Below are 19,466 nucleotides of genomic sequence, written 5' to 3' on the forward strand. Positions count from 1 at the left end.
ATCTGTAACAAACGGTGATCGTTTCGGTATCACTGGCACCCGTCAAAGGCTTTAGGGCGATACATCAAGGTCGCGAAAGGCTGTTCGCTGTCAGGACACTGGTTTCCCCATTGGCCACCAGCCAGCGAAACAGCTCGCTCAGCGACACCGTATGACTGCGCTCGATCCAGCGCACCACCGCCGGGCCGTAGTGTTCGGTGTAGCGGCTGAGCACCAGCTGGCGGCAGTCCGGTGACAGGCGCAGGGTGATTTCCCGGCAGTGCACATTCGCCGCATCGTGCCGGGTCACTCGCTGTTGCAGCGTCAAATGATTGCTTTCAGAAACCATCGGCCGGTGCTCCTTCGCATTGAGGTTTGGTTGCTTGCGCTGAGCCTTGTTTGCCATCCGCCACGTAAGCGGCTCGATGCTCGGCGACCACGTTGCGCAAGGCGCTGTAGTAATCCGGCAGCTTTTGCAGGCTGTCGGTCAGCGGTAACGCTTCTGCTCGACCATCGACGATGCCGCCGACCGTGTTGATCGTGGACAGCGTGTCCACGGTGTCGCTGTTGCTGCCGAACGGATCCACCACAAAACTCAGTACTCGCCCGGCCGCATCGCGGCTGTTCGAGGTGCCGAACAAGGGCAGTTCGACGATCGGACCGTTGCCAATCCCCCACACCCCGAAGGTCTGGCCGAAATCTGCTTTGTGACGCGGGATGCCGGCCATGCCGGACACATCGATCAAGCCCACCACGCCCACGGTGGTATTGAGCGCGAAGCGTCCCAACGTGTTGACCGAGCGCATCGGGTTGCCTTGCAGCAGGTCGTTGATAAAGACCTTGGGCTCGCCAAAGTTCGCGACAAAGTTATGCACACCGGTCTGGAAAAAGTCCGGCGAGTAACGATAGCCACGGGCGACCGGTGCCAGGGCATAGTCATCGACCACCCGATTGAAGGCAAAGACACCGCGGTTGAACGGTTCCGCCGGGTCGTACACCGAATAGCTGATTTGGGCGCAGGTCACGGTGGTGGACGCAGGCGGTTGGCTGCTGCAACCCGCCAGCCCGGCGGCCAGCACGGCCATCGATGTGTTGCGGACCAGCCAGGGAGCACATTTGAAAGGCAACATGGACGCGAGTCTCGGGAGGAATTCGCCGAGATGCTGAGCCCCAGGCCTTGCACAAAGATGTCTGGTTTATTGCGGCGCTGATGTTTTATTGCAGGATTGAAATATATGACGCGCTGCCGTGAATGGTTTTAGATGGCGGTTCCATTCGGCCCCTTAAGTGACCTTCGGTGAACAGCCTTTTAATTGTCGACGACGACCTTGAAGTCCTCGATCTGCTGAAAAAATTCTTTGTGCAGCACGGCTACAGCGTCGAGGTCGCCACCGACGGCGCGTCGCTGTGGGCGGCCATCGAGCGACAGCCGCCGGACCTGATCATTCTTGACGTGATGTTGCCGGGGGACAGCGGATTGATCCTGTGTCAGCAACTGCGGATTCGCTACGCCATGCCGGTGATCATGCTGACCGCCATGGGCGAGCTCAGCGACCGGGTCGTCGGCCTTGAACTGGGCGCCGATGATTACCTGACCAAACCCTTCGACGCCCGCGAACTGCTGGCCCGGGTGCGCGCCGTGTTGCGGCGCGTGGACGAGCGCCGCCCGGTCGTGCAGGAGCGTCCACGGCCGCTGATCGACTTCGCCGACTGGCACCTTGACGTCACCCGCCGTGAACTGCGCTCGCCGGACAACGTGATGATCCCGCTCTCGGCCGGCGAGTTCGACTTGCTGCTGGTCTTCGTCGAACACCCCCAACGTATCCTCACCCGCGAGCAACTGCTGGACCTGGCGCGCGGGCACTGCCATGACGCGTTTGATCGCAGCATCGATGTGCAAGTCAGCCGCCTGCGACGCAAACTCGAATCCGACACCAAACGCCCGGCGATGATTCGCACGGTGCGCAATGGTGGTTATCTGTTCACCCCCAGCGTGACCCGGCGATGAGCTGGCTGAAGCGGATTCGCCGGGACACGGTGGCGCGCTGGATCGCCTTGACCATCATTCTGGCGATGCTCATTTCGCTGGTGCTCAATGGGCTGTTTATCCAACTGGCCGGTGTGTGGGCGCGTCCGCCGCTGACCGAAACCGGGCTGCTGGATAAGATGGCCGCCATCGCCCGCGTCATTCAGGCAGCCCCGGCGCCATTGCGCAGTCAACTGGCGCACGCCGTCAGCGATGAAGGCTTCACCGTCAGCTGGCACCTTGATCGACGTGAGCTCGATCTACCGCCGGTGGAGGACCTGGACTCCGAAGTCGGCTCGACCGTCCTGCAGCCGTTGCTTAAATTCGCCGGTCGAATCCAGGTCTATGAGCCGTCTGACTGGACAGACAACTCGCCGGACGCACATTACGCGCTGCTGATCGAGCTGCCGGACGCCTCCTGGCTGATGTTCGCCGCACATTCGCGCAATTGGGGCCTTGATGACACGCCACGCTACCTGATCGTCATCCTGCTGGTGCTGATCTCCACCACCCTCGTCACACTGATCGCCACTCGCCGTCTCGCCACCCCCTTGCAACACTTCGCTGAAGGCGCCCGACGCTTCGGCGTGGACTTCCGCGCCCCGCCCATCGAGCCGCTAGGCCCTCAGGAAATCCGCCAGGCGATCCTCGCCTTCAACGCCATGCAAGCCCAGCTGCAACACTTCATCCGCGACCGCACGCAAATGCTCGCCGCGATCTCCCACGACCTGCGCGCGCCCCTGACGCGGATGCGCTTGCGCGGGGAATTCATCGAAGACAGCGAGCAACAGCAGCGGCTGTTTCGTGATGTGGATGAAATGCAGGCGATGATCAACTCGGCGCTGGAATTCTTCCGGGATGACGCGCGGCTTGAACCGGCGACCCAGTTTGATCTGGCCGAGTTGCTGCAAACGTTGCTGGATGATTACCGGGATCAGGGGGTTGAGATGGCCTACGACGGGCCGACGCGGTGGGTGTATTTTGGCCGACCGTTGGGGCTTAAGCGGGTGGTGACCAATCTGCTGGACAACGCGATCAAGTACGGCAGTGAGCCGGCGATTGAGTTGATTGCTGATGCTGGGGAAGTGCGGATCAAAGTACTGGATAGTGGGCCGGGTATTCCGGAAGCCAGCCTTGAGCAAGTATTTGCGCCGTTCTTTCGCATGGAAGGATCGCGCAACAAAAGCACCGGCGGTGTGGGATTGGGATTATCGGCGGCGCGGGCGATAGTGTTGGAGCACGGCGGGGAACTGAAACTGCGTAATCGGTCGAAGGGCGGGCTGGAGGCATTGGTGGTGTTGCCCGTGCATCCGGCCCAGGTGTTCATTTGAAAAACAGGGAATGACAGATGATTGATTTCAACAACAAAGGCTTCTTCAAACTCAAGCAGAACGACGAGTACGCCGAACGCGTTACTGCGCTGCTACTGGATGGGGAGCAGGTGATCGACTCCTACAAATCCATGCGCGATGGCGTGGTGTTTACCAACAAGCGGATCATCGCGGTCAACGTCCAGGGCCTCACCGGTAGCAAGAAAGACTTCACCTCGTTGCCGTACAAAAACATCGTGGCGTATTCGGTGGAAACGTCGGGGACGTTTGACCTGGATTCCGAGTTAGAGATTTATTTTTCGTCGTTGGGGAAGGTGAAGTTCGAGTTCACCGGGAAGACATCGATGGTGGAAATCTCGAAACTGATTTCCAAGCACCTACTCTGAACACACAACCCCAGTGGGAGCGAGCTTGCTCGCGATGAGGGCAGTACATTCAGCAACACAACCCCCCCCTGTAGGAGCGAGCCTGCTCGCGATAGCGCAGAGCAGCCAACATCAAATGTCGATCAGCACTGGCTCGCATGATCGCTGTACATACCGTTTTCTTTTTCAGCGCCTTCATCATCCGGAAACCAAATGCGTCCACGCCAAATTGAGCGCAATCGAGCCGGTGACGAGACTGACTGCCCCAGCGAACAGATGGCGCAGGAACAGGTTTTCCGGCTGTTGAAGCCTTGCGATGAGCCACATCCATGTTCCGACTAACGTGCCAAGCGCGGCCATGATCGAGAACAACATATAGGGAGCGTTCGGTGGGGCATCCCCGTTGGCGACGCGAGTCAGGTACTCCACGATCATTGCGACGATACAGCCACCTACGAAGCCCGCGAGATTGGCAAGCCACACATTCATGGTGCCGCGAGCGCGCACCACCCAAACCCACATTCCCGCCCACGCAGCGTAAATAACCAGCCAGTCGAACAGCATTATTTATTCCATCCCTTGATGACCTACCCCGGAAACGATCCACTGTGTTGGAGGGGGATGCAGTGGCTGCCGTGTTGTTCGCCCGCCAAGCACTGAGCATTGAAAGCCCCGAAAGCTCGGGGCTTATTCAACCCGGGTTAGTGTTTTTGATGTACTTCATACTGGATGCTGTAGCCGTCGCCTAAATCGATCTTTTTAGACTCTGCAGTAGCCGTCAAAGGGATTTTTGCGGTGAGCTTATTTGTTTTTATGTCGGGGCGAATAGTGATGCATTGGGACTTGCTAATTTTGCCGATTTCTTCGCTTTTGTCGATCACGGTCGAACTTTCAATGATAATGGAAAGCTCGTTTTCTTTTGATAGTCCATCTATGGTAGTTCCATCAAATACAGGTGTGGAACGCAGGATTTTTTTATTCCCTTCGCAAACAAGTTCTACGTAATTACGCGTCTGACCTTCTTTTGAATAGTACGGAGCGTTAGAGTCAATCCGGTCTGAAGTTGTTCGCTTCGGTGTGATGAGTTTAAGGTCAACAACATAGCTTGGCGCGCTATGCGCTTGGCTTGCGAGAAGTACACCAGCGAGCAGAAGATACTTTTTCATTGTTTTCATCCTTGACGTGATTGAACTGAAACTGGCAGTTTGGTTTTTTATAGGTGCGATTTTTAAAATGTCTACAAGTTTATTTTGGTGAGGATGGAACCGGGTATCCCAGTTTTTCCTCAATCAGTTTGTAGACTGACTCATGGGTGCTGTAATTGATAACACTTGTTTTGCATGAGTCTTTGAGGAAGGATTTTACTGTTCCCTTGTTCGTGCCGTAGTGGCTGGAAACGTAGTCGTCCTCAAACTCTTGTACGCAATTGAAAAATTTGTCGTCCCTTGCTTTGTTGCGAGCCATTGTTAGTCCTTTATGTGGTTTTTTAACGAAGTGCGTGGATCAGTGGCGACTATTTTGAGATTCGTGCCTGTCGAGAAATCTAGCAGAGGCAGTACGGAGGGCGCAATTGAAATAATGTCCTATGGCCATTACGTCCGAAGCGGGCGCGGATTCTGGTGACCACGACGGCCCACGCAGGAAAAACGGCTTAACCCACATTTCGTCACTCACTGAATATCCAGGGCGTTCGACGCTGTACTTGGGTGAAGCGCGCCACGCTCGAGTAATCGACTTTGATTTCCAATCATTTGCTGTGAGCTGAGTGATCGAAGGCGCCATCTCGAAACTGATTTCCAAGCACCTACTCTGAACACACAACCCCAGTGGGAGCGAGCTTGCTCGCGATGAGGGCAGTACATTCAGCATGAGTGCTGACTGGACTGACGCTATCGCGAGCAAGCTCGCCCCACAGGTTTTTTAGCCAATCTCTAGATCGTGTGAAGCTAAGCCTCCCAACCCGCGCCACTGACCGCCGCCTGCGCCAACGGGTGCAAATCCGCCCCTTGATGTTCCGTCTGCCAGGCCAGCAATTCCTTGCGCATGCCCGGCGTCCAGTACATCTGCAGATGATTACGCACACCGAGCACGGCCGCTTGCTGGTCCGGTTCGGTGGCGAAGTACTGGGCGATCTGATTGACCATCTTGATCAGGTTCTCGGTACTCATCGGCGCACCTCTGCTTTAGCGCCACGGGCATGCCGGCGTTCCTTGAGCAAACGGTCCTGTTCGTCGCTGAACTCTTGGTAGCGCTTTTGCCACTCGGAAGGGTGGTAGACGCGGCTGACTTCCACGGCGGTGACCTTGTACTCCGGACAGTTGGTGGCCCAGTCGGAGTTGTCGGTGGTGATGACGTTGGCCCCCGATTCCGGGAAGTGGAATGTCGTGTACACCACGCCTGGGGCGACCCGTTCGGTGACCCGCGCACGCAATACGGTCTGGCCGGCGCGGCTGCCGATGCCGACCCAATCGCCTTCGTTGATGCCACGGCTCTCGGCGTCGGTCGGGTGGATTTCCAGGCGATCTTCATCGTGCCAGGCGACGTTTTCGGTTCGCCGTGTCTGAGCGCCGACGTTGTACTGACTGAGGATGCGTCCGGTGGTCAGCAGCAGCGGATAACGATTGTTGACCTTCTCCTCGGTCGGCACGTACCCGGTGAGCATGAAGCGCCCCTTGCCGCGCACGAATTGATCGATGTGCATGGTCGGCGTGCCGTCCGGCGCCGCAGCGTTGCACGGCCATTGCAGGCTGCCGTGGCTGTCCAGTGCGGCGTAGCTGACGTTGGTGAAGGTCGGCGTCAGGCTGGCGATTTCATCCATGATTTGCGACGGATGCGTGTAGTTCATCGGGTAGCCCAAGGCGTTGGCCAGGGCCACCGTGCCTTCCCAGTCGGCCTTGCCGCCCAGCGGTTCCATAACCTTGCGCACCCGCGAGATGCGCCGCTCGGCGTTGGTGAAGGTGCCGTCCTTTTCCAGGAACGAGCTGCCCGGCAGGAACACGTGGGCGAACCGGGCAGTTTCGTTGAGGAAAATGTCCTGCACCACCACGCATTCCATGGCCGACAGGGCCGCGGTGACATGCTGGGTATTCGGGTCGCTCTGGGCGATGTCTTCGCCTTGGCAATACAAGCCCTTGAAACTGCCGGCCAGCGCAGACTCGAACATGTTGGGAATGCGCAGACCCGGATCGGGTTGCAAGGTCACATTCCACGCTTGTTCGAATTGCGCCCGAACGACCTCATTGGAGATGTGCCGGTAACCGGGCAACTCGTGAGGGAAGGAACCCATGTCGCAGGAGCCCTGAACGTTGTTCTGTCCACGCAGCGGATTCACACCGACGCCTTCACGGCCGATGTTGCCGGTGGCCATGGCGAGGTTGGCGATGCCCATGACCGCGGTGCTGCCCTGGCTGTGTTCGGTGATGCCCAGGCCGTAGTAGATCGCAGCATTGTCGGCGTCGGCATACAACCGGGCGGCGGCACGGATGTCGGCAGCGGCGACGCCGCAGATCGGGCCCAGGACTTCCGGCGAGTTTTCCGCACGACTGACGAACTCGCTCCAGCGGGCGAAATCGCTGCCCTCGCAACGGGCGTCGATAAAGGCCTGGTCGAGCAAGCCTTCGGTGACGATCACATGGGCCAGCGCATTGAGCATGGCGACGTTGGTGCCCGGGCGCAGGGCCAGGTGCAGTTCGGCGCGGGCATGCACCGAGTCCACCAGATCAATGCGGCGTGGGTCGATGACGATCAGCCGCGCACCTTCACGCAGGCGGCGTTTGAGTTGGGAGGCGAAAACCGGGTGGGCGTCGCTGGGGTTGGCGCCCATCACCAGGATCACGTCGGCCTGCATCACCGAATCGAAACTCTGGGTACCGGCAGACTCGCCCAGGGTTTGTTTCAGGCCATAACCCGTCGGCGAGTGGCAGACCCGCGCACAGGTGTCGACGTTGTTGTTGCCGAACGCGGCGCGCACCAGTTTCTGCACCAGGTAGGTTTCTTCGTTGGTGCAACGGCTGGAGGTGATGCCACCAATGGAATCGCGACCGTATTTTTGCTGCAATCGGCGGAATTCGCTGGCGGCATAGGTCACCGCTTCATCCCAGCTGACTTCCTGCCACGGATCGTTGATGTGCTGGCGGATCATCGGCTTGGTGATGCGATCCGGGTGAGTGGCGTAGCCCCAGGCAAAGCGCCCTTTGACGCACGAGTGACCGTGGTTGGCCTGGCCGTTCTTGTCCGGAACCATGCGCACCAACTGGTCGCCTTTCATCTCGGCGCGGAACGAGCAGCCCACGCCGCAATAGGCGCAGGTGGTGATCACGCTGCGCTCGGGCTGACCCAGTTCGACCACGCTTTTTTCCATCAGCGTCGCGGTAGGGCAGGCCTGCACGCAGGCACCGCAGGACACGCATTCCGAATCGAGGAAATTATCACCGCCAGCAGCGGCCACCCGGGATTCAAAACCGCGCCCGGTAATCGTCAGGGCAAAGGTGCCTTGGGTTTCTTCGCAGGCGCGCACGCAGCGGTTGCAGACGATGCACTTGCTCGGGTCATAGTCGAAATACGGGTTGGAGGTGTCCTTCACGTCGGCCAGATGGTTTTCGCCTTCATAGCCGTAACGCACTTCCCGCAGACCAACTTGGCCAGCGACGGTTTGCAGCTCGCAGTTGCCGTTGGCCGAGCAGGTCAGGCAGTCCAGCGGGTGATCGGAGATGTACAACTCCATGACATTGCGGCGCAGGGTCGCGAGCTTCGGCGTCTGGGTGTGCACGGTCATGCCTTCGGTGACCGGCGTGGTGCAAGACGCGGGGTAGCCGCGCATTCCGTCGATTTCTACAAGGCACATGCGGCACGAGCCGAAGGCTTCGAGGCTGTCGGTGGCACACAGTTTGGGAATGGTGGTGCCCAGCAGCGCAGCGGCGCGCATCACCGAGGTGCCTTCGGGCACGCTGATGCTGCGGCCGTCGATGTTCAGGGTCACCTGCACGTCGCTGTCCCGGGCCGGCGTTCCAAGATCAATATCGGTTTTCGGGTCGAAGAGGGTGATCATTGGTCGGCCTCCGAGGCTTGCAGACCGAAGTCGGCGGGGAAGTACTTGAGGGCGCTGGCCACCGGAAAGGGGGCCATGCCGCCCAACGCGCACAGCGAACCGTATTGCATCGTGTCGCACAGGTCCTTGAGGATGATGACCTGCTCATCGCGACCGCTCTGGTCCGGCGCGGCCAACAGGCGGTCGATCACCTCCACACCCCGGGTCGAGCCGATGCGGCAGGGCGTGCATTTGCCGCAGGATTCCTCGGCGCAGAACTGCAGCGCGAAACGCGCCATTTGCGCCATGTCCAGGCTGTCGTCCGCGACCACCACGCCACCATGACCGAGCATCGCGCCGATGCCGGCAAAGGCCTCGTAATCCAGCGGCGTGTCGAATTGCGACGGCGGTACCCAAGCGCCGAGCGGGCCGCCCACCTGCGCGGCTTTCAGCGGCCGGCCACTGGCGGTCCCGCCGCCGTAGTCTTCCACCAGTTCGCGCAGGGTCAGGCCAAAGGCCCGTTCCACCAGACCTCCGTGACGAATATTGCCCGCCAGTTGGAAAGGCATCGTGCCCAACGAGCGGCCCATGCCGTAATCGCGATAGAACTGCGCGCCCTTGGCCAGAATCAGCGGCACCGAGGCCAGGGTCAAAACGTTGTGCACCAAGGTCGGCAGACCGAACAGCCCCTTCAGCGCCGGGATCGGCGGCTTGGCGCGCACGACCCCGCGTTTGCCTTCAAGCGAGTCCAGCAACGCGGTTTCTTCACCGCAGATGTAAGCGCCGGCACCGACTCGCACTTCCATATCGAAAGCTTGGCCGCTGCCGCCGACATTGGCGCCAAGGTAACCGGCAGCCCGAGCCAGATTCAGCGCCTGGCGCAGCGTGGCCACGGCGTCTGGATATTCCGAGCGCACATAGATGTAGCCGTAAGTGGCACCGACGGTGATGCCGGCAATGGCCATGCCTTCGATCAGCAGGAAGGGGTCGCCTTCCATCAACATGCGGTCGGCAAAGGTGCCGGAGTCGCCTTCGTCGGCGTTGCACACAATGTACTTCTGCGCCGCCTCGGTAGCGCGCACCGTGCGCCATTTGATCCCCGCCGGGAACGCCGCGCCGCCACGGCCACGCAGGCCTGAATCGAACACTTCCGTCGCCGTCTGCTCACCACCCACTGCGACGGCGCGGGTCAAACCCTCGAAACCGCCATGGGCCCGGTAATCATCCAGCGACAGCGGCCGGGTAATACCGGCGCGGGCAAACAGCAAGCGTTGTTGAGTCTTCAGATACGGCAATTCCTCCACCAGCCCAAAAGCCAGTGGATGCGCGGACGGATCACCTTGCAGGGCTTCGAGCACGGACGGCACATCGGCAGCGGTCAACGGCCCGAAGCCGATCCGGCCTTGCGGGCTGTCCACTTCCAGCAGAGGTTCCAGCCAGTACAGGCCGCGCGGCAGATTGCGTTCCCGGGCCTGAGTGATAAGCGCCACCGCCACCTCATCGGCCCCCACCGCACGGGCCAGCGAATCACTGGGCAAATAGAGCGACGGCATCATGCGTCCTCCCGGCAAGCGTCGAGCAAGGCATCGAGACGCTCAGCGCTGAGCCGCGCATGCACCCGGCCATCCAGCTCCAGAGCGGGCGAACAGGCGCAGGCACCAAGGCAATACACCGGACGCAAACTGATGCTGCCGTCGGCGCTACTGCCGTGATCGTCCAGTTGCAGACGTTCGCGCAACTGCGCCGCAAGCTCCTCGGCGCCGCGACTCTTGCACGACTCGGCGCGGCACAGCCGCAGAATATGCCGGGCCGGCGGCGCGGTACGGAAGTCATGGTAAAAGCTGATCACCCCGCGAATCTCCGCCTGACTCTGATTGAGGGCGTGGGCAATCTCGGGGATAGCCGCATCGGGGATGTAACCGATGCGTTCCTGAATATCATGAAGAATGGGCAACAGAGCACCCGCAGAGCCCTTGTGGCGCTCCAGCAGGCTGTTGACCAACGGCAGTTGCAACATCTCATCAGGCATTCAGCAATCCTCACGGTCACGGACAAACCAGAAGGTTGTCGGTCGTCCGAAAGTGTCGGCTGCGGCACTCACACCACGTCACGGAATCGTGGCAATTTCAGGCCGTTGGCCAGGGCACCCTTGGCGGGCATCTTGTTGTGCCCGACGCGGTCTTCGCCGCACCTGTACTGGGCATAAAGGGCAGCTTGCCACGCCGCTATTGATCGAACTGCACCAAAGCGACGTGTTCGGTTCTGCCTACGACTATCCATTAAGTCTAGATGAGAGCCGCACGGGGCGTTTACTCACCGGCCTAATGCCCTGAGGGCTTGTCGATGGGGGATGTATAGCAAGCATTACGGGGAAGAAACAGCATCAGATTCGTGGGCAATTCAGGGAGCAGATCGGTCAGGCAAACCCCCAAAGGGCCCATAACATGAACATCGCTCATGCAGCACACGTCCGTCGAGAATTCTATAAAGCCGTCAGGTTCTACTTTCACGTTGTCTGGCCGATTTTTTCCATCCTGCTGTTTTTGATCGTACTGTTCGGTCTGATCATCAGCTATCTGGAAGGATGGGGTCCTTTTGACGGTATCTACTTCGCGTTCGTGACCGGCCTGACCATCGGTTATGGCGATCTCGTCCCGAAACTGGTCGTCTCGCGGGTGCTGGCGATTTTGCTGGGGTTTAACGGGGTGCTGATGACGGCAATATTTGCGGCGATCAGCATTCGGGCGATTGAAAATGCGGTGGGTAGGGCGTTGGAAAGCCGGGCGTTAGATACAGATCCGCGAGCAAAACGTCATACACACTCACAGGCGTTTGCCGCACCACTCACCCAGGACAGGCACATGATCGACTTCAACAACAAAGGCTTCTTCAAACTCAAACAAAACAACGAATACGCCGAACGCGTCTCCGCCCTGCTGCTCGACGGCGAAGAAGTGATCGACGCCTACAAAGCCATGCGCGACGGCGTGGTCTTCACCACCAAGCGCATCATCGCGGTGAACGTGCAGGGGATTACCGGCAGCAAAAAGGACTTCACCTCGCTGCCGTACAAAAATATCGTCGCGTACTCGGTGGAAACATCCGGCACGTTTGATCTGGATTCGGAGTTGGAGATTTACTTTTCGTCGCTGGGGAAAGTGAAGTTTGAATTCACTGGGAAGACTTCGATTGTGGAAATTTCGCGGATCATTTCCAAGCACCTGCTGAGCTGACCCCTTATGCGCTTAATTGTTTATCAGCCGCTCGAGCTCGGTCGTTTGGAGGCCAACGTGGGAGCGAGCCTGCTCGCGAAAGCGCCAGACCAGCCACCATCAACGCTTAAAGCTAGCCACTATTTCCCAGCCTCAGCCCCCACCCGCTTAGGTGTCGGCAAAAAACCAGTGTTTTATGTGGCGTCGGCGTAGACATGATGATCAGGCGTCGACAGCATCAATCCCAATCGCGCCCGATCCTCTGGTGCTGGCTCAGTCCGGCATTACGTTCGGGCCTTCTTGTCTCTGGAGCATAGTAATTGGCTTAACCGCCCCCCCTGTGGGAGCGAGCCTGCTCGCGAGGGCTTGCCCGCGAAGGCGTCAGCCCAACCAACATAAATGCTGAATCAGCTACCACCCTCGCAAGCCACCCACACCCCCCCAGGTCTCAAAGACTAAACGTCAGCCTTTGCCGCCGCCCGCTTAGACGCCTGCTCATTATCCCGATCCCGATTCAGCACCTTCGCCACATCATCAACCACCGCCTTACCCATCGCCGTCAAATAATGCGCAGCCCAGGCATGGCGGTCAGTGTCTGTGGCATAGGCAGCATCTTCATTCAGCTTCTTGGCGAGAAACAGAAAGTCAGAAGCCATGGATAACGCATCGCCGAGGGGAACGCCGCGAGTGACGTGGAAGAGTGGTTGATCCGCGCAGTAGATGGCGGGTGTCAGGCCAATGGTTTGGAGTTCTGGTTGATCAGTCATTTGCCACCTCCGATGACGGAGAGGCGGTGGGAGAGGGTGGACAGTGGGGCATTACGCAACTGGGAGTCGCGTTGAGGGAAAAGCCAGATTTTGTACGTATCCATACAGCGCATTGAGAAGCTCCTTAATTTTTAAGAGCTGCCACAATTCGTTACCAAGCGAATGGGTGGCAGCTGTGCGCAGGTTGGTAAACCGGGAAATCAAGGAAACCGGCACGTCCGAAGACGTCCCACGCACAGCCGCCATAACGCAGATCGCAGGCGAAAAAAAAGCGCCTGCGAACGCATGGCACTGTTGCGCAGTGATTTACCTCGGGTTACCAAGCCCGGTCGCTGAATTGGCAGCGACGGCGGAAGGGTAACGCTCAAATCCCTTCCTTGCAACCTCTCCAAAAGCCCTTGGTTAAGGCCCTTTCCGCCTACTTTGTAGCGTAAACCGTTAGCGAAAATATTCTTACCGTCATTTCGGTANCGTCTGACATGAAACGCGCTGAAACAGTTCAATACCATCTGTCTGTAGGTTACATATTTGAGCTTCGGGTCGTTGCGGATTTACCTCATAATCCGCGCTTCTGCCGTCGGTAGCTCTGCTTCTCGACTAATCTGTAGTCGCTGCAACCCGACCTTAAACAGCCAAGGAGAAAGGCAATGCCAGATAACCGGACCCCGCGTCATTCGGCTGCATCTGCAAAGGATGCTCTCGAGCGTTTGCTGGCCCCATCTGATTTGCCTGCGACCCTATGAGCCAAGCCGCCTTAGTCAATCCAAGCCTGCTCACATGGTCTCGTGAGCGCGCAGGTCTCTCCACTGCGCAGGTTGCTAAAAAGCTGCCAGTGAAACCTGATCGAGTAGAGGAATGGGAGGCTGGCGAGACCAAACCAACATTCCTTCAGGCTCAAAAGTGGGCGAGTCTCGCTCACATCCCTTTTGGCTTCTTGTTTCTTCCGCGCCCGCCTGTCGAACAACTGCCTTTACCTGATCTTCGGACCGTCGGTGGTATTGCGCCTCAACGTCCCAGCCTGGAATTGTTGGACACTGTCAGGGACTCCATGCGTAAGCAGGACTGGTACCTGGAGTATCTGCAATATCAGGAGCATCAGCCGCTGGCATTCGTCGGTCGCTTCAACAGCCAATCTCGAGTCGCAGAGGTGGTGGACGATATTCGCCGGACGCTCGGTGTGAACCCTGACGCTGCTCGATTGGATTACGACAAATACAGCCGTGCCTTGATAGAAGCTGCGGAAGCGGCTGGCATTTTGGTTATGCGCAGTGGCATTGCGCTAGGAAATACTCATCGCAAACTTGAAGTCAGCGAGTTCCGGGGTTTTGCCATCAGTAATACCTACGCCCCCGTGGTATTCGTCAACAGTTCCGACGCTCCCACCGCCAGACTGTTCACCTTACTTCACGAACTGGCCCATATCTGGATTGGTAGCAGTGGAGTGTCTGACGGAAATACCGCCAATGGTCGAGATGAGGAGCGATTCTGCAATGCAGTTGCAGGTGAGTTTCTGGCTCCCGAAGCCCAATTCCGTGCACTGTGGAACGCCGACGTGAACTGGGAAGACAACCTGGCTCCGCTGGCCTCTCGGTTTCACATCAGTAAATTGGCTATCGGTCGCCGCGCACTGGATCTTGGTTATATAAGCCAGGCTCAATACAGCGCTTACTATCGAATCATCCTCAAGGTTTTTCAGGATGAAAAGGGTGGCGCGGGTGACTACTACCGCAACACCACCGCGAAAAATAGCCCTCGCCTTAGCAAGGCAGTACTGACTGAAGCAATGAGTGGACGGATGCTGCTGCGCGATGCGGGACATTTGCTCGGCGTGCAACCTGCTAAATTAAGGACTCTCGCCAGCAAGATCACCGAATGAACCATCTACTCGACGCTAACACGCTGATCGAAGCAAAGAACCGCTATTACGGGATGGCAATCTGTCCTGGGTTTTGGCAATGGCTGTTGCTGCAAAATGAAGCGTTGGCTTTATCCAGCATCGCTCCAGTAATGGATGAGCTAACCAAAGGGAATGACGAGCTCGCTGATTGGGCGAAGGAGAATGCTGGTTTCTTCCACATCACCAACGATGACGCTACGCAAGAAGCGTTCATGCAAGTTGCGGGACTTGTGGCAGATCAGGCACCGCGAATGAAGATCGGCGCGATGGAAGAGTTTTTAGCGGGAGCAGACCCTTGGCTGATTGCGAAGGCTATTACGACTGGCGCGACTTTGGTGACTCATGAAGTGCTGAATCGCGACGCTAAACGAAAATTCATCATCCCGAATATTTGCGAGCAGCTTAATGTTCCGTTTTTGAATACGTTTGAGTTGCTGCACAGGCTTGAAGCGAGGTTTGTGTTGCGTGCTTAAATAATGTTCGGGTTGAAATTCGAAGCTATTTCGTAAATATTGTGGTTTCCCCCTTTTTCAAAACTGATCTCCAAACACTTAGCCTGGCTATAGCATCGGACAGCCTCGGTAAATTAGGGCCACTTGCGCTGTGAATTCATCACTGCCATGTAGGAACAAGCTCGCTCGCGAAGAAATCAACCCGTAACCGCTGGATGGCCGCAACCATTGCGAGCAACTCGCTTTTAAAGCATCCTGCATTTATACAAACGCAGTTCAAAGTTTGAGTGTTTAACCAGTTGTTCGCCAAGGGGAATAATCGGGTTTAACCAATTGCTTCAGTGGGTGTGTCCGGTTTTGCTTCGTATTTGACCAGATTGAGATAACTCGTAATATCTCCCAGTCATCATCTTGTTGAATGTGATGTTTTTGTTGGGGTAGATTTGGATAAGAAAAATCCGGAGCAGACCGCGTTCCCTTACGGGTATGCCAAAGTCTGCTCCGAATATCTGCTGTTAATTTAAACTTTCACATACGTCACTTTAAACGCATTTGCATTTTCGTCAGCGACCTTGATTTTTCCTGCGTTTCGCAATCTCTGCAGAGCTTTTTTGACTTTTTGCATATCATCTTCTCCACTGAGTTGCCTAACAAGATTGTTGTTTATAACTCCGTCGGGATTATCTTCAAAATATCTCTCGATTACGTCGATAACCGAGGCGATTTTTTGATGCTTTACCGTGACTATGAACGCATTGGCTACTTCTTCGAATGCCGGTGGAATTAACCCAGCCTTTTTCAATTCATTCTTGGCTGTGTCCAGCCCCTCACCAATGTCGTGGTTTACAGGGCTTGGTAAATTGTGGAGCATTCGAACGAGATTAGGATTTCTCGAAAAACGATCATCATAAATATTATCTACCGTCATGTAGCCAGGTAGGCGTCCAGGACTTTGAATTTCAATTCTATTGTCGAAAATCCGGACGTGAATATCATCGTTGAGGCTATAGTCGCGATGAATTACAGCATTAACCAGAATTTCTTTCAAAGCTTCCGACGGATAGGATAGCTTGACGACATTTTCACCGTCCATGAACGAAGCCCCATCAATGTACTCGGTCACCTTGCGTATAGTTCCAGCTATCACTTCTTCCACTGAACCATTAATAGTGACAGGCATCTCTTGAAGGTGTTCCCGTTTGTATTCTGCCTCTGTAGTCCGAAGTCGATAGACTTTTACGGCGCATCGCGTCTGTAGAGTTGCCTGGGGCTGATCATCAAAGAGCAAAATGCAAGCTACATTGGGGAATTTTACATCCTCTTTTTTCGTCAGGAGTCTCTGTTTCTGTAGAAATATTTCCGGCTTCAAACCGCTGTTCACGCGGTGCATGTAATCCGCCAGTTTTTCGCTCTCTACAACTTCGTCAATTTCCACATCTTCAACAGCTTTTTTTTCATAAAGTTCAGCTCCTTTTGAGTAGCCAAGCTGTGTGACTTTTTCCCCTTTGATTTTAAGCTTCTGCGCATTCACTCGAATGAAGCAATCACCTGCAGCCGTGTAATGAACTTTAGGGCTTTTAGGGATGGAAAAGTGCAAGATCAGGCCTCTCCCATCAACCTCGAAAAACTCCCAATTCACGTTTTCAACAGCCGGTACTGTCCCTTCTAACAGAGTTACAATGGTCGCGTTAGCTTCTTCGGGTTCGCTGAATCCGATAATTCTCTCACCTTGCACTGCTTTGTCTTCAATTCCTACATACACATCACCCCCGTCCGAGTTGGCGAAAGCTACCAATGTTTCCTGCAGCTTGGCTGGAGCAATACGTTTACTCTTGACGTCATTGAAATGATCTTCATCAAGGTTGAGCAGAGAATCAATTTGCTCTTGGGAAATCTTTATAACGTCCACTGTAAATCCCATTTATATGTAGAAACGAAGAGATGATCATGGCACGCAGCCACATAGGCTACAAGCCGTCGTGGCTTTTCAGTTCCACAAAGAGCTTGCCCCTCCAGTCGCCACTATCAAAAGCGTATCGCGCGCTCACTGACTAGCTTGTGGAGAGATGCAGACGGCTACATTTTCTTGAGAAAAAGGGGGCAGATTTATTATTCACGTCACGCACTCGGGCCAATCGATGCCTGTCGGCTCGACCCATCCCCTATGGGATCAAGCCTGCTCGCCAAAGCCCTCAAGCAGGTTCCCCGATACTGCAACCTCGTCGTCAGGATGAGTCACGTCATGCCCATGCTCGATGAAATTCGCTGGTGCATGCAACGCAAGAGCACAACTGATCCGCTCTGGCATAAGAGCATTAGTGTCACCAAGAAAACCCAGATAATAGTCCCTGTCATAGAAGACGGTGACCTCGCTCTGATGAACCCATGGCCACACCACCAGGCAAGCGACCCGGTAGTAACCTTGTGAGTGGTCAGCAGCGTTGGACAGGTGGCTAGCGGCTTCGAGCAGTTGCTGAATGCAGAAGGCTTGAGCTTCGATCCTGGCTTGAGGACCTTGAACCAAGGTCGCATGCACCGGGATCTTCCAGTGTGTATAGCGCTCCATGTGGGCGGATCGCGGGTAAAACTCATCGCGAAAACTGGAGGCCCAGCGCTCCAGAGCGCGAAGGCGGCGGGGAATGCCTCTGAGTGGTTTGTTGCTGAGGGCGATTTGCCGCATTGATACGTCCTTGTGGTGCCGAAAAATCTTTCGTTGTTGTCAGTTGGGGCAATGGATAAGTGGCAGGTCCATTCTCACTTCAACCATACCCCTGCATGGATGAGATGTTCCCCTCTTCGGGCAGCATCATTACTCACTGAATATCCTTCAGGTAATCCCTAAGCGCAACAAGCGGCGCATCAAGCTGCTCCATCGTCCGCGCATTACCAAACTCAACAGACAACCTATGCAACTCCCGCCCCAGTGGCGTCTCAACCCCACCCAAAGCCTCCATCGCCAAACCCATACAATGCGCCACTCGCAACTGAATCCCCTCAACATCCCCTCTACGCACCAGCAAGCCAAATACCTCCCGCTGATAATCACTCATGATCGGATCATCCCGCAGGATCGGACTTTCCCCCTCCCTCTCATAAGCCAGCTTGAGGGCGAAAAGGGCAATGGTTTCCAGTGGCAATTCCATTATGTGAATCCTTGATTCGTTGCTGGGCGGGTTTGGGGTTTGACGCCTTGAAAGCAAGATCAAAAGATCGCAGCCTTCGGCAGCTCCTACAGGTTGGTGGGGTGACGGTCACTTTTCTGTAGGCGAAAAAAAAGGCCTTGCAAAGCAAGACCTTTCTTAATTTTGGTGCCCCGAGGGAGACTCGAACTCCCACTTCTTGCGAAAACGGATTTTGAATCCGCCGCGTCTACCAACACACGGGGATACAGCTTGCTCAGGCCTATGATCGCACGATCCCAGATTTTGGCGTAAACCCCGCAATTTGTTTGCTGGAAACCTAGCTGGTGTGGCAAGGGTTGCAGCAGTAGTAACAACCATTAATCCGTAGAGTGGGGTTCGCCGCTCGAGCTGTGCTAACGGCGCCAGTACAAGTCAGGTGATTCCCAAGGGGAACCTGATTGGCAGGCAACGGCATATACCGGCAGCCAGTTGTCGTGTTGTGCACTTCGTAGTCGCCGTTCGCTTGAACGTTTCTGTTTAAGATGAATGATTGCATTCGCTAGTCCTCGCTTCCGTGTGTCGGATCGGTCATGACATACGCATGTTTCAAATGCTGGCGGAATCTCGCGATCACCAGCAGGGGAGAGACTAGCTTGAGGATGGCAGAAAGCAATCAGTCGAGAATGGCGCCGGGGACCCTGGGACTATTCGAAGGACACGGGGTCGGAAACCCGCGGGATCTTGGTAGCGACAGGGATTGCAGCTTACTGAAATTTCAACATTGAAATTGAAAGGATCCTGACGAAAAAAGGGGATCGTTACCGCAACGGTAAAGTTGAGCCACTGTGTTGTTGATAGCGAACGGTTGAACCCGGTCAACCTTGGGGATGGTGTCAACCACGTCAACCTGTCAACCGACGTAGAAAACTCAGTCGCTAACAAGATGCTGCGGGTTCTTTGCCCCGTGTCTATCTGAAATGCCCAGGGGCCCCGGCGACATCCCTAGCCATAGTGCAAATGCACTGGTGAACAGCAGTTCACCGGTTCACCTGTTCACTAAGCTGGGCAATTTTCCGCTAACACGATCACGCGGGTTTCCGACCCCTTGTCTTAAAGAAGCCTCAGGGGCCCCGGCAAAATTTGGAACTGCTCCTGACGTTCGCTGGTGGTATTGATGCTTCCGGGGAGCGGGGGAATACGCATCCTTCTGAAAAGCAGTGTTACGAACGTTACTGGTGTAACGGTTGTCGGTAACTGACTGTATTTGTTGGATATTATCGGCGTAACAC

18 protein-coding genes and 1 pseudogene are annotated in these 19,466 nt (G+C 56.2%); 7 read left to right on the forward strand and 12 right to left on the reverse strand.

The genetic code is table 11. The features are described 5' to 3' along the window. Nucleotides 1-64: 64 nt before the first annotated feature. A complete protein-coding gene (locus tag B7L09_RS22975; protein WP_094470780.1) occupies nucleotides 65-328 on the reverse strand; it encodes a hypothetical protein in 264 nt (87 codons plus the stop codon). Further along, complete coding sequence (locus tag B7L09_RS22980; RefSeq protein ID WP_094470781.1) at nucleotides 318-1,109, reverse strand: MlaA family lipoprotein; 792 nt, start codon at nucleotides 1,107-1,109, stop codon at nucleotides 318-320. Before B7L09_RS22980 ends, B7L09_RS22975 begins: the two co-directional genes overlap by 11 nt. A 167-nt stretch (nucleotides 1,110-1,276) precedes the next feature. On the opposite strand from B7L09_RS22980, the gene B7L09_RS22985 reads away from it, so the two are divergent. From B7L09_RS22985 to B7L09_RS22995, 3 genes are read left to right on the forward strand one after another with little or no spacing between them, the layout of a single operon-like run. Further along, nucleotides 1,277-1,987: a response regulator gene (locus B7L09_RS22985; protein ID WP_094470782.1), complete on the forward strand. Its 711-nt coding sequence runs from the start codon at nucleotides 1,277-1,279 to the stop codon at nucleotides 1,985-1,987. After that, nucleotides 1,984-3,336 carry a sensor histidine kinase gene (locus tag B7L09_RS22990; RefSeq protein ID WP_094470783.1) on the forward strand — a complete coding sequence of 451 codons (1,353 nt, stop codon included), beginning with the start codon at nucleotides 1,984-1,986 and terminating at the stop codon, nucleotides 3,334-3,336. The genes B7L09_RS22985 and B7L09_RS22990 overlap by 4 nt, the downstream gene beginning before the upstream one ends. Nucleotides 3,337-3,353: 17 nt before the next feature. Continuing rightward, nucleotides 3,354-3,722 carry a PH domain-containing protein gene (locus tag B7L09_RS22995; protein ID WP_083375797.1) on the forward strand — a complete coding sequence of 123 codons (369 nt, stop codon included), beginning with the start codon at nucleotides 3,354-3,356 and terminating at the stop codon, nucleotides 3,720-3,722. 177 nt (nucleotides 3,723-3,899) lie between these two features. On the opposite strand, the gene B7L09_RS23000 is transcribed toward B7L09_RS22995, so the two are convergent. From B7L09_RS23000 to B7L09_RS23030, 6 genes are all read right to left on the reverse strand, one after another. After that, nucleotides 3,900-4,265 (reverse strand): hypothetical protein, encoded by a 366-nt coding sequence (locus B7L09_RS23000; protein ID WP_010458003.1) that lies wholly within the window; start codon nucleotides 4,263-4,265, stop codon nucleotides 3,900-3,902. A gap of 137 nt (nucleotides 4,266-4,402) precedes the next feature. Continuing rightward, on the reverse strand, nucleotides 4,403-4,867 hold the full coding sequence (locus tag B7L09_RS23005) for a hypothetical protein (RefSeq protein ID WP_010458001.1): 465 nt from the start codon (nucleotides 4,865-4,867) through the stop codon (nucleotides 4,403-4,405). Between the two features lie 780 nt (nucleotides 4,868-5,647). Beyond that, entirely contained in the window at nucleotides 5,648-5,869 is a 222-nt protein-coding gene (locus B7L09_RS23015; RefSeq protein WP_094470784.1) for a formate dehydrogenase subunit delta, read from the reverse strand. Further along, complete coding sequence (fdhF, locus tag B7L09_RS23020; protein ID WP_094470785.1) at nucleotides 5,866-8,748, reverse strand: formate dehydrogenase subunit alpha; 2,883 nt, start codon at nucleotides 8,746-8,748, stop codon at nucleotides 5,866-5,868. The genes B7L09_RS23015 and fdhF overlap by 4 nt, the downstream gene beginning before the upstream one ends. Next, nucleotides 8,745-10,283, reverse strand: a complete 1,539-nt coding sequence (locus tag B7L09_RS23025) for a formate dehydrogenase beta subunit (RefSeq protein WP_176457753.1) — start codon at nucleotides 10,281-10,283, stop codon at nucleotides 8,745-8,747. Before B7L09_RS23025 ends, fdhF begins: the two co-directional genes overlap by 4 nt. Continuing rightward, nucleotides 10,280-10,756, reverse strand: coding sequence for a formate dehydrogenase subunit gamma (locus B7L09_RS23030; RefSeq protein WP_094470786.1), 477 nt, complete (start codon nucleotides 10,754-10,756; stop codon nucleotides 10,280-10,282). The genes B7L09_RS23025 and B7L09_RS23030 overlap by 4 nt, the downstream gene beginning before the upstream one ends. Before the next feature lie 415 nt (nucleotides 10,757-11,171). Between B7L09_RS23030 and B7L09_RS23035 the strand changes: the two are divergent. Further along, nucleotides 11,172-11,489: pseudogene (locus B7L09_RS23035) on the forward strand (potassium channel family protein); the annotation flags it as partial. A gap of 99 nt (nucleotides 11,490-11,588) precedes the next feature. After that, the gene (locus tag B7L09_RS23040; protein ID WP_053257892.1) at nucleotides 11,589-11,960 is read left to right on the forward strand and encodes a PH domain-containing protein; all 372 of its coding nucleotides are present in this window, start codon (nucleotides 11,589-11,591) and stop codon (nucleotides 11,958-11,960) included. A 434-nt stretch (nucleotides 11,961-12,394) separates the two neighbouring features. Here the strand turns inward: B7L09_RS23040 and B7L09_RS23045 are convergent, their stop codons facing one another. Next, entirely contained in the window at nucleotides 12,395-12,706 is a 312-nt protein-coding gene (locus B7L09_RS23045; RefSeq protein WP_094470787.1) for a DUF3077 domain-containing protein, read from the reverse strand. Between the two features lie 739 nt (nucleotides 12,707-13,445). Here B7L09_RS23045 and B7L09_RS23050 point away from each other — a divergent pair. Next, the gene (locus tag B7L09_RS23050) at nucleotides 13,446-14,582 is read left to right on the forward strand and encodes an XRE family transcriptional regulator (RefSeq protein ID WP_010457983.1); all 1,137 of its coding nucleotides are present in this window, start codon (nucleotides 13,446-13,448) and stop codon (nucleotides 14,580-14,582) included. Next, nucleotides 14,579-15,076: a DUF4411 family protein gene (locus tag B7L09_RS23055; protein ID WP_010457981.1), complete on the forward strand. Its 498-nt coding sequence runs from the start codon at nucleotides 14,579-14,581 to the stop codon at nucleotides 15,074-15,076. The genes B7L09_RS23050 and B7L09_RS23055 overlap by 4 nt, the downstream gene beginning before the upstream one ends. Nucleotides 15,077-15,575: 499 nt before the next feature. Here the strand turns inward: B7L09_RS23055 and B7L09_RS23060 are convergent, their stop codons facing one another. The 3 genes from B7L09_RS23060 to B7L09_RS23070 form a co-directional block, all read right to left on the reverse strand. After that, nucleotides 15,576-16,964, reverse strand: a complete 1,389-nt coding sequence (locus B7L09_RS23060) for an ATP-binding protein (RefSeq protein WP_010457979.1) — start codon at nucleotides 16,962-16,964, stop codon at nucleotides 15,576-15,578. A 261-nt stretch (nucleotides 16,965-17,225) separates the two neighbouring features. Further along, nucleotides 17,226-17,735 carry a DUF3916 domain-containing protein gene (locus tag B7L09_RS23065; protein WP_010457978.1) on the reverse strand — a complete coding sequence of 170 codons (510 nt, stop codon included), beginning with the start codon at nucleotides 17,733-17,735 and terminating at the stop codon, nucleotides 17,226-17,228. A gap of 133 nt (nucleotides 17,736-17,868) precedes the next feature. Beyond that, on the reverse strand, nucleotides 17,869-18,198 hold the full coding sequence (locus B7L09_RS23070; RefSeq protein ID WP_094470788.1) for a hypothetical protein: 330 nt from the start codon (nucleotides 18,196-18,198) through the stop codon (nucleotides 17,869-17,871). Nucleotides 18,199-19,466: the final 1,268 nt, after the last annotated feature.

This window comes from Pseudomonas mandelii (genome assembly GCF_002251635.1).
GTDB lineage: Bacteria > Pseudomonadota > Gammaproteobacteria > Pseudomonadales > Pseudomonadaceae > Aquipseudomonas > Aquipseudomonas mandelii_B.

What these genes read in the sequence shown, in the direction of transcription:
- B7L09_RS22975 (WP_094470780.1), bottom strand. Translation starts at nt 328, where the DNA reads ATGGTTTCTGAAAGCAATCATTTGACGCTGCAACAGCGAGTGACCCGG.
- B7L09_RS22980 (WP_094470781.1), bottom strand. Translation starts at nt 1,109, where the DNA reads ATGTTGCCTTTCAAATGTGCTCCCTGGCTGGTCCGCAACACATCGATG.
- B7L09_RS22990 (WP_094470783.1), top strand. Translation starts at nt 1,984, where the DNA reads ATGAGCTGGCTGAAGCGGATTCGCCGGGACACGGTGGCGCGCTGGATC.
- B7L09_RS22995 (WP_083375797.1), top strand. Translation starts at nt 3,354, where the DNA reads ATGATTGATTTCAACAACAAAGGCTTCTTCAAACTCAAGCAGAACGAC.
- B7L09_RS23000 (WP_010458003.1), bottom strand. Translation starts at nt 4,265, where the DNA reads ATGCTGTTCGACTGGCTGGTTATTTACGCTGCGTGGGCGGGAATGTGG.
- B7L09_RS23005 (WP_010458001.1), bottom strand. Translation starts at nt 4,867, where the DNA reads ATGAAAAAGTATCTTCTGCTCGCTGGTGTACTTCTCGCAAGCCAAGCG.
- B7L09_RS23015 (WP_094470784.1), bottom strand. Translation starts at nt 5,869, where the DNA reads ATGAGTACCGAGAACCTGATCAAGATGGTCAATCAGATCGCCCAGTAC.
- fdhF (WP_094470785.1), bottom strand. Translation starts at nt 8,748, where the DNA reads ATGATCACCCTCTTCGACCCGAAAACCGATATTGATCTTGGAACGCCG.
- B7L09_RS23025 (WP_176457753.1), bottom strand. Translation starts at nt 10,283, where the DNA reads ATGATGCCGTCGCTCTATTTGCCCAGTGATTCGCTGGCCCGTGCGGTG.
- B7L09_RS23030 (WP_094470786.1), bottom strand. Translation starts at nt 10,756, where the DNA reads ATGCCTGATGAGATGTTGCAACTGCCGTTGGTCAACAGCCTGCTGGAG.
- B7L09_RS23040 (WP_053257892.1), top strand. Translation starts at nt 11,589, where the DNA reads ATGATCGACTTCAACAACAAAGGCTTCTTCAAACTCAAACAAAACAAC.
- B7L09_RS23045 (WP_094470787.1), bottom strand. Translation starts at nt 12,706, where the DNA reads ATGACTGATCAACCAGAACTCCAAACCATTGGCCTGACACCCGCCATC.
- B7L09_RS23050 (WP_010457983.1), top strand. Translation starts at nt 13,446, where the DNA reads ATGAGCCAAGCCGCCTTAGTCAATCCAAGCCTGCTCACATGGTCTCGT.
- B7L09_RS23055 (WP_010457981.1), top strand. Translation starts at nt 14,579, where the DNA reads ATGAACCATCTACTCGACGCTAACACGCTGATCGAAGCAAAGAACCGC.
- B7L09_RS23065 (WP_010457978.1), bottom strand. Translation starts at nt 17,735, where the DNA reads ATGCGGCAAATCGCCCTCAGCAACAAACCACTCAGAGGCATTCCCCGC.
- B7L09_RS23070 (WP_094470788.1), bottom strand. Translation starts at nt 18,198, where the DNA reads ATGGAATTGCCACTGGAAACCATTGCCCTTTTCGCCCTCAAGCTGGCT.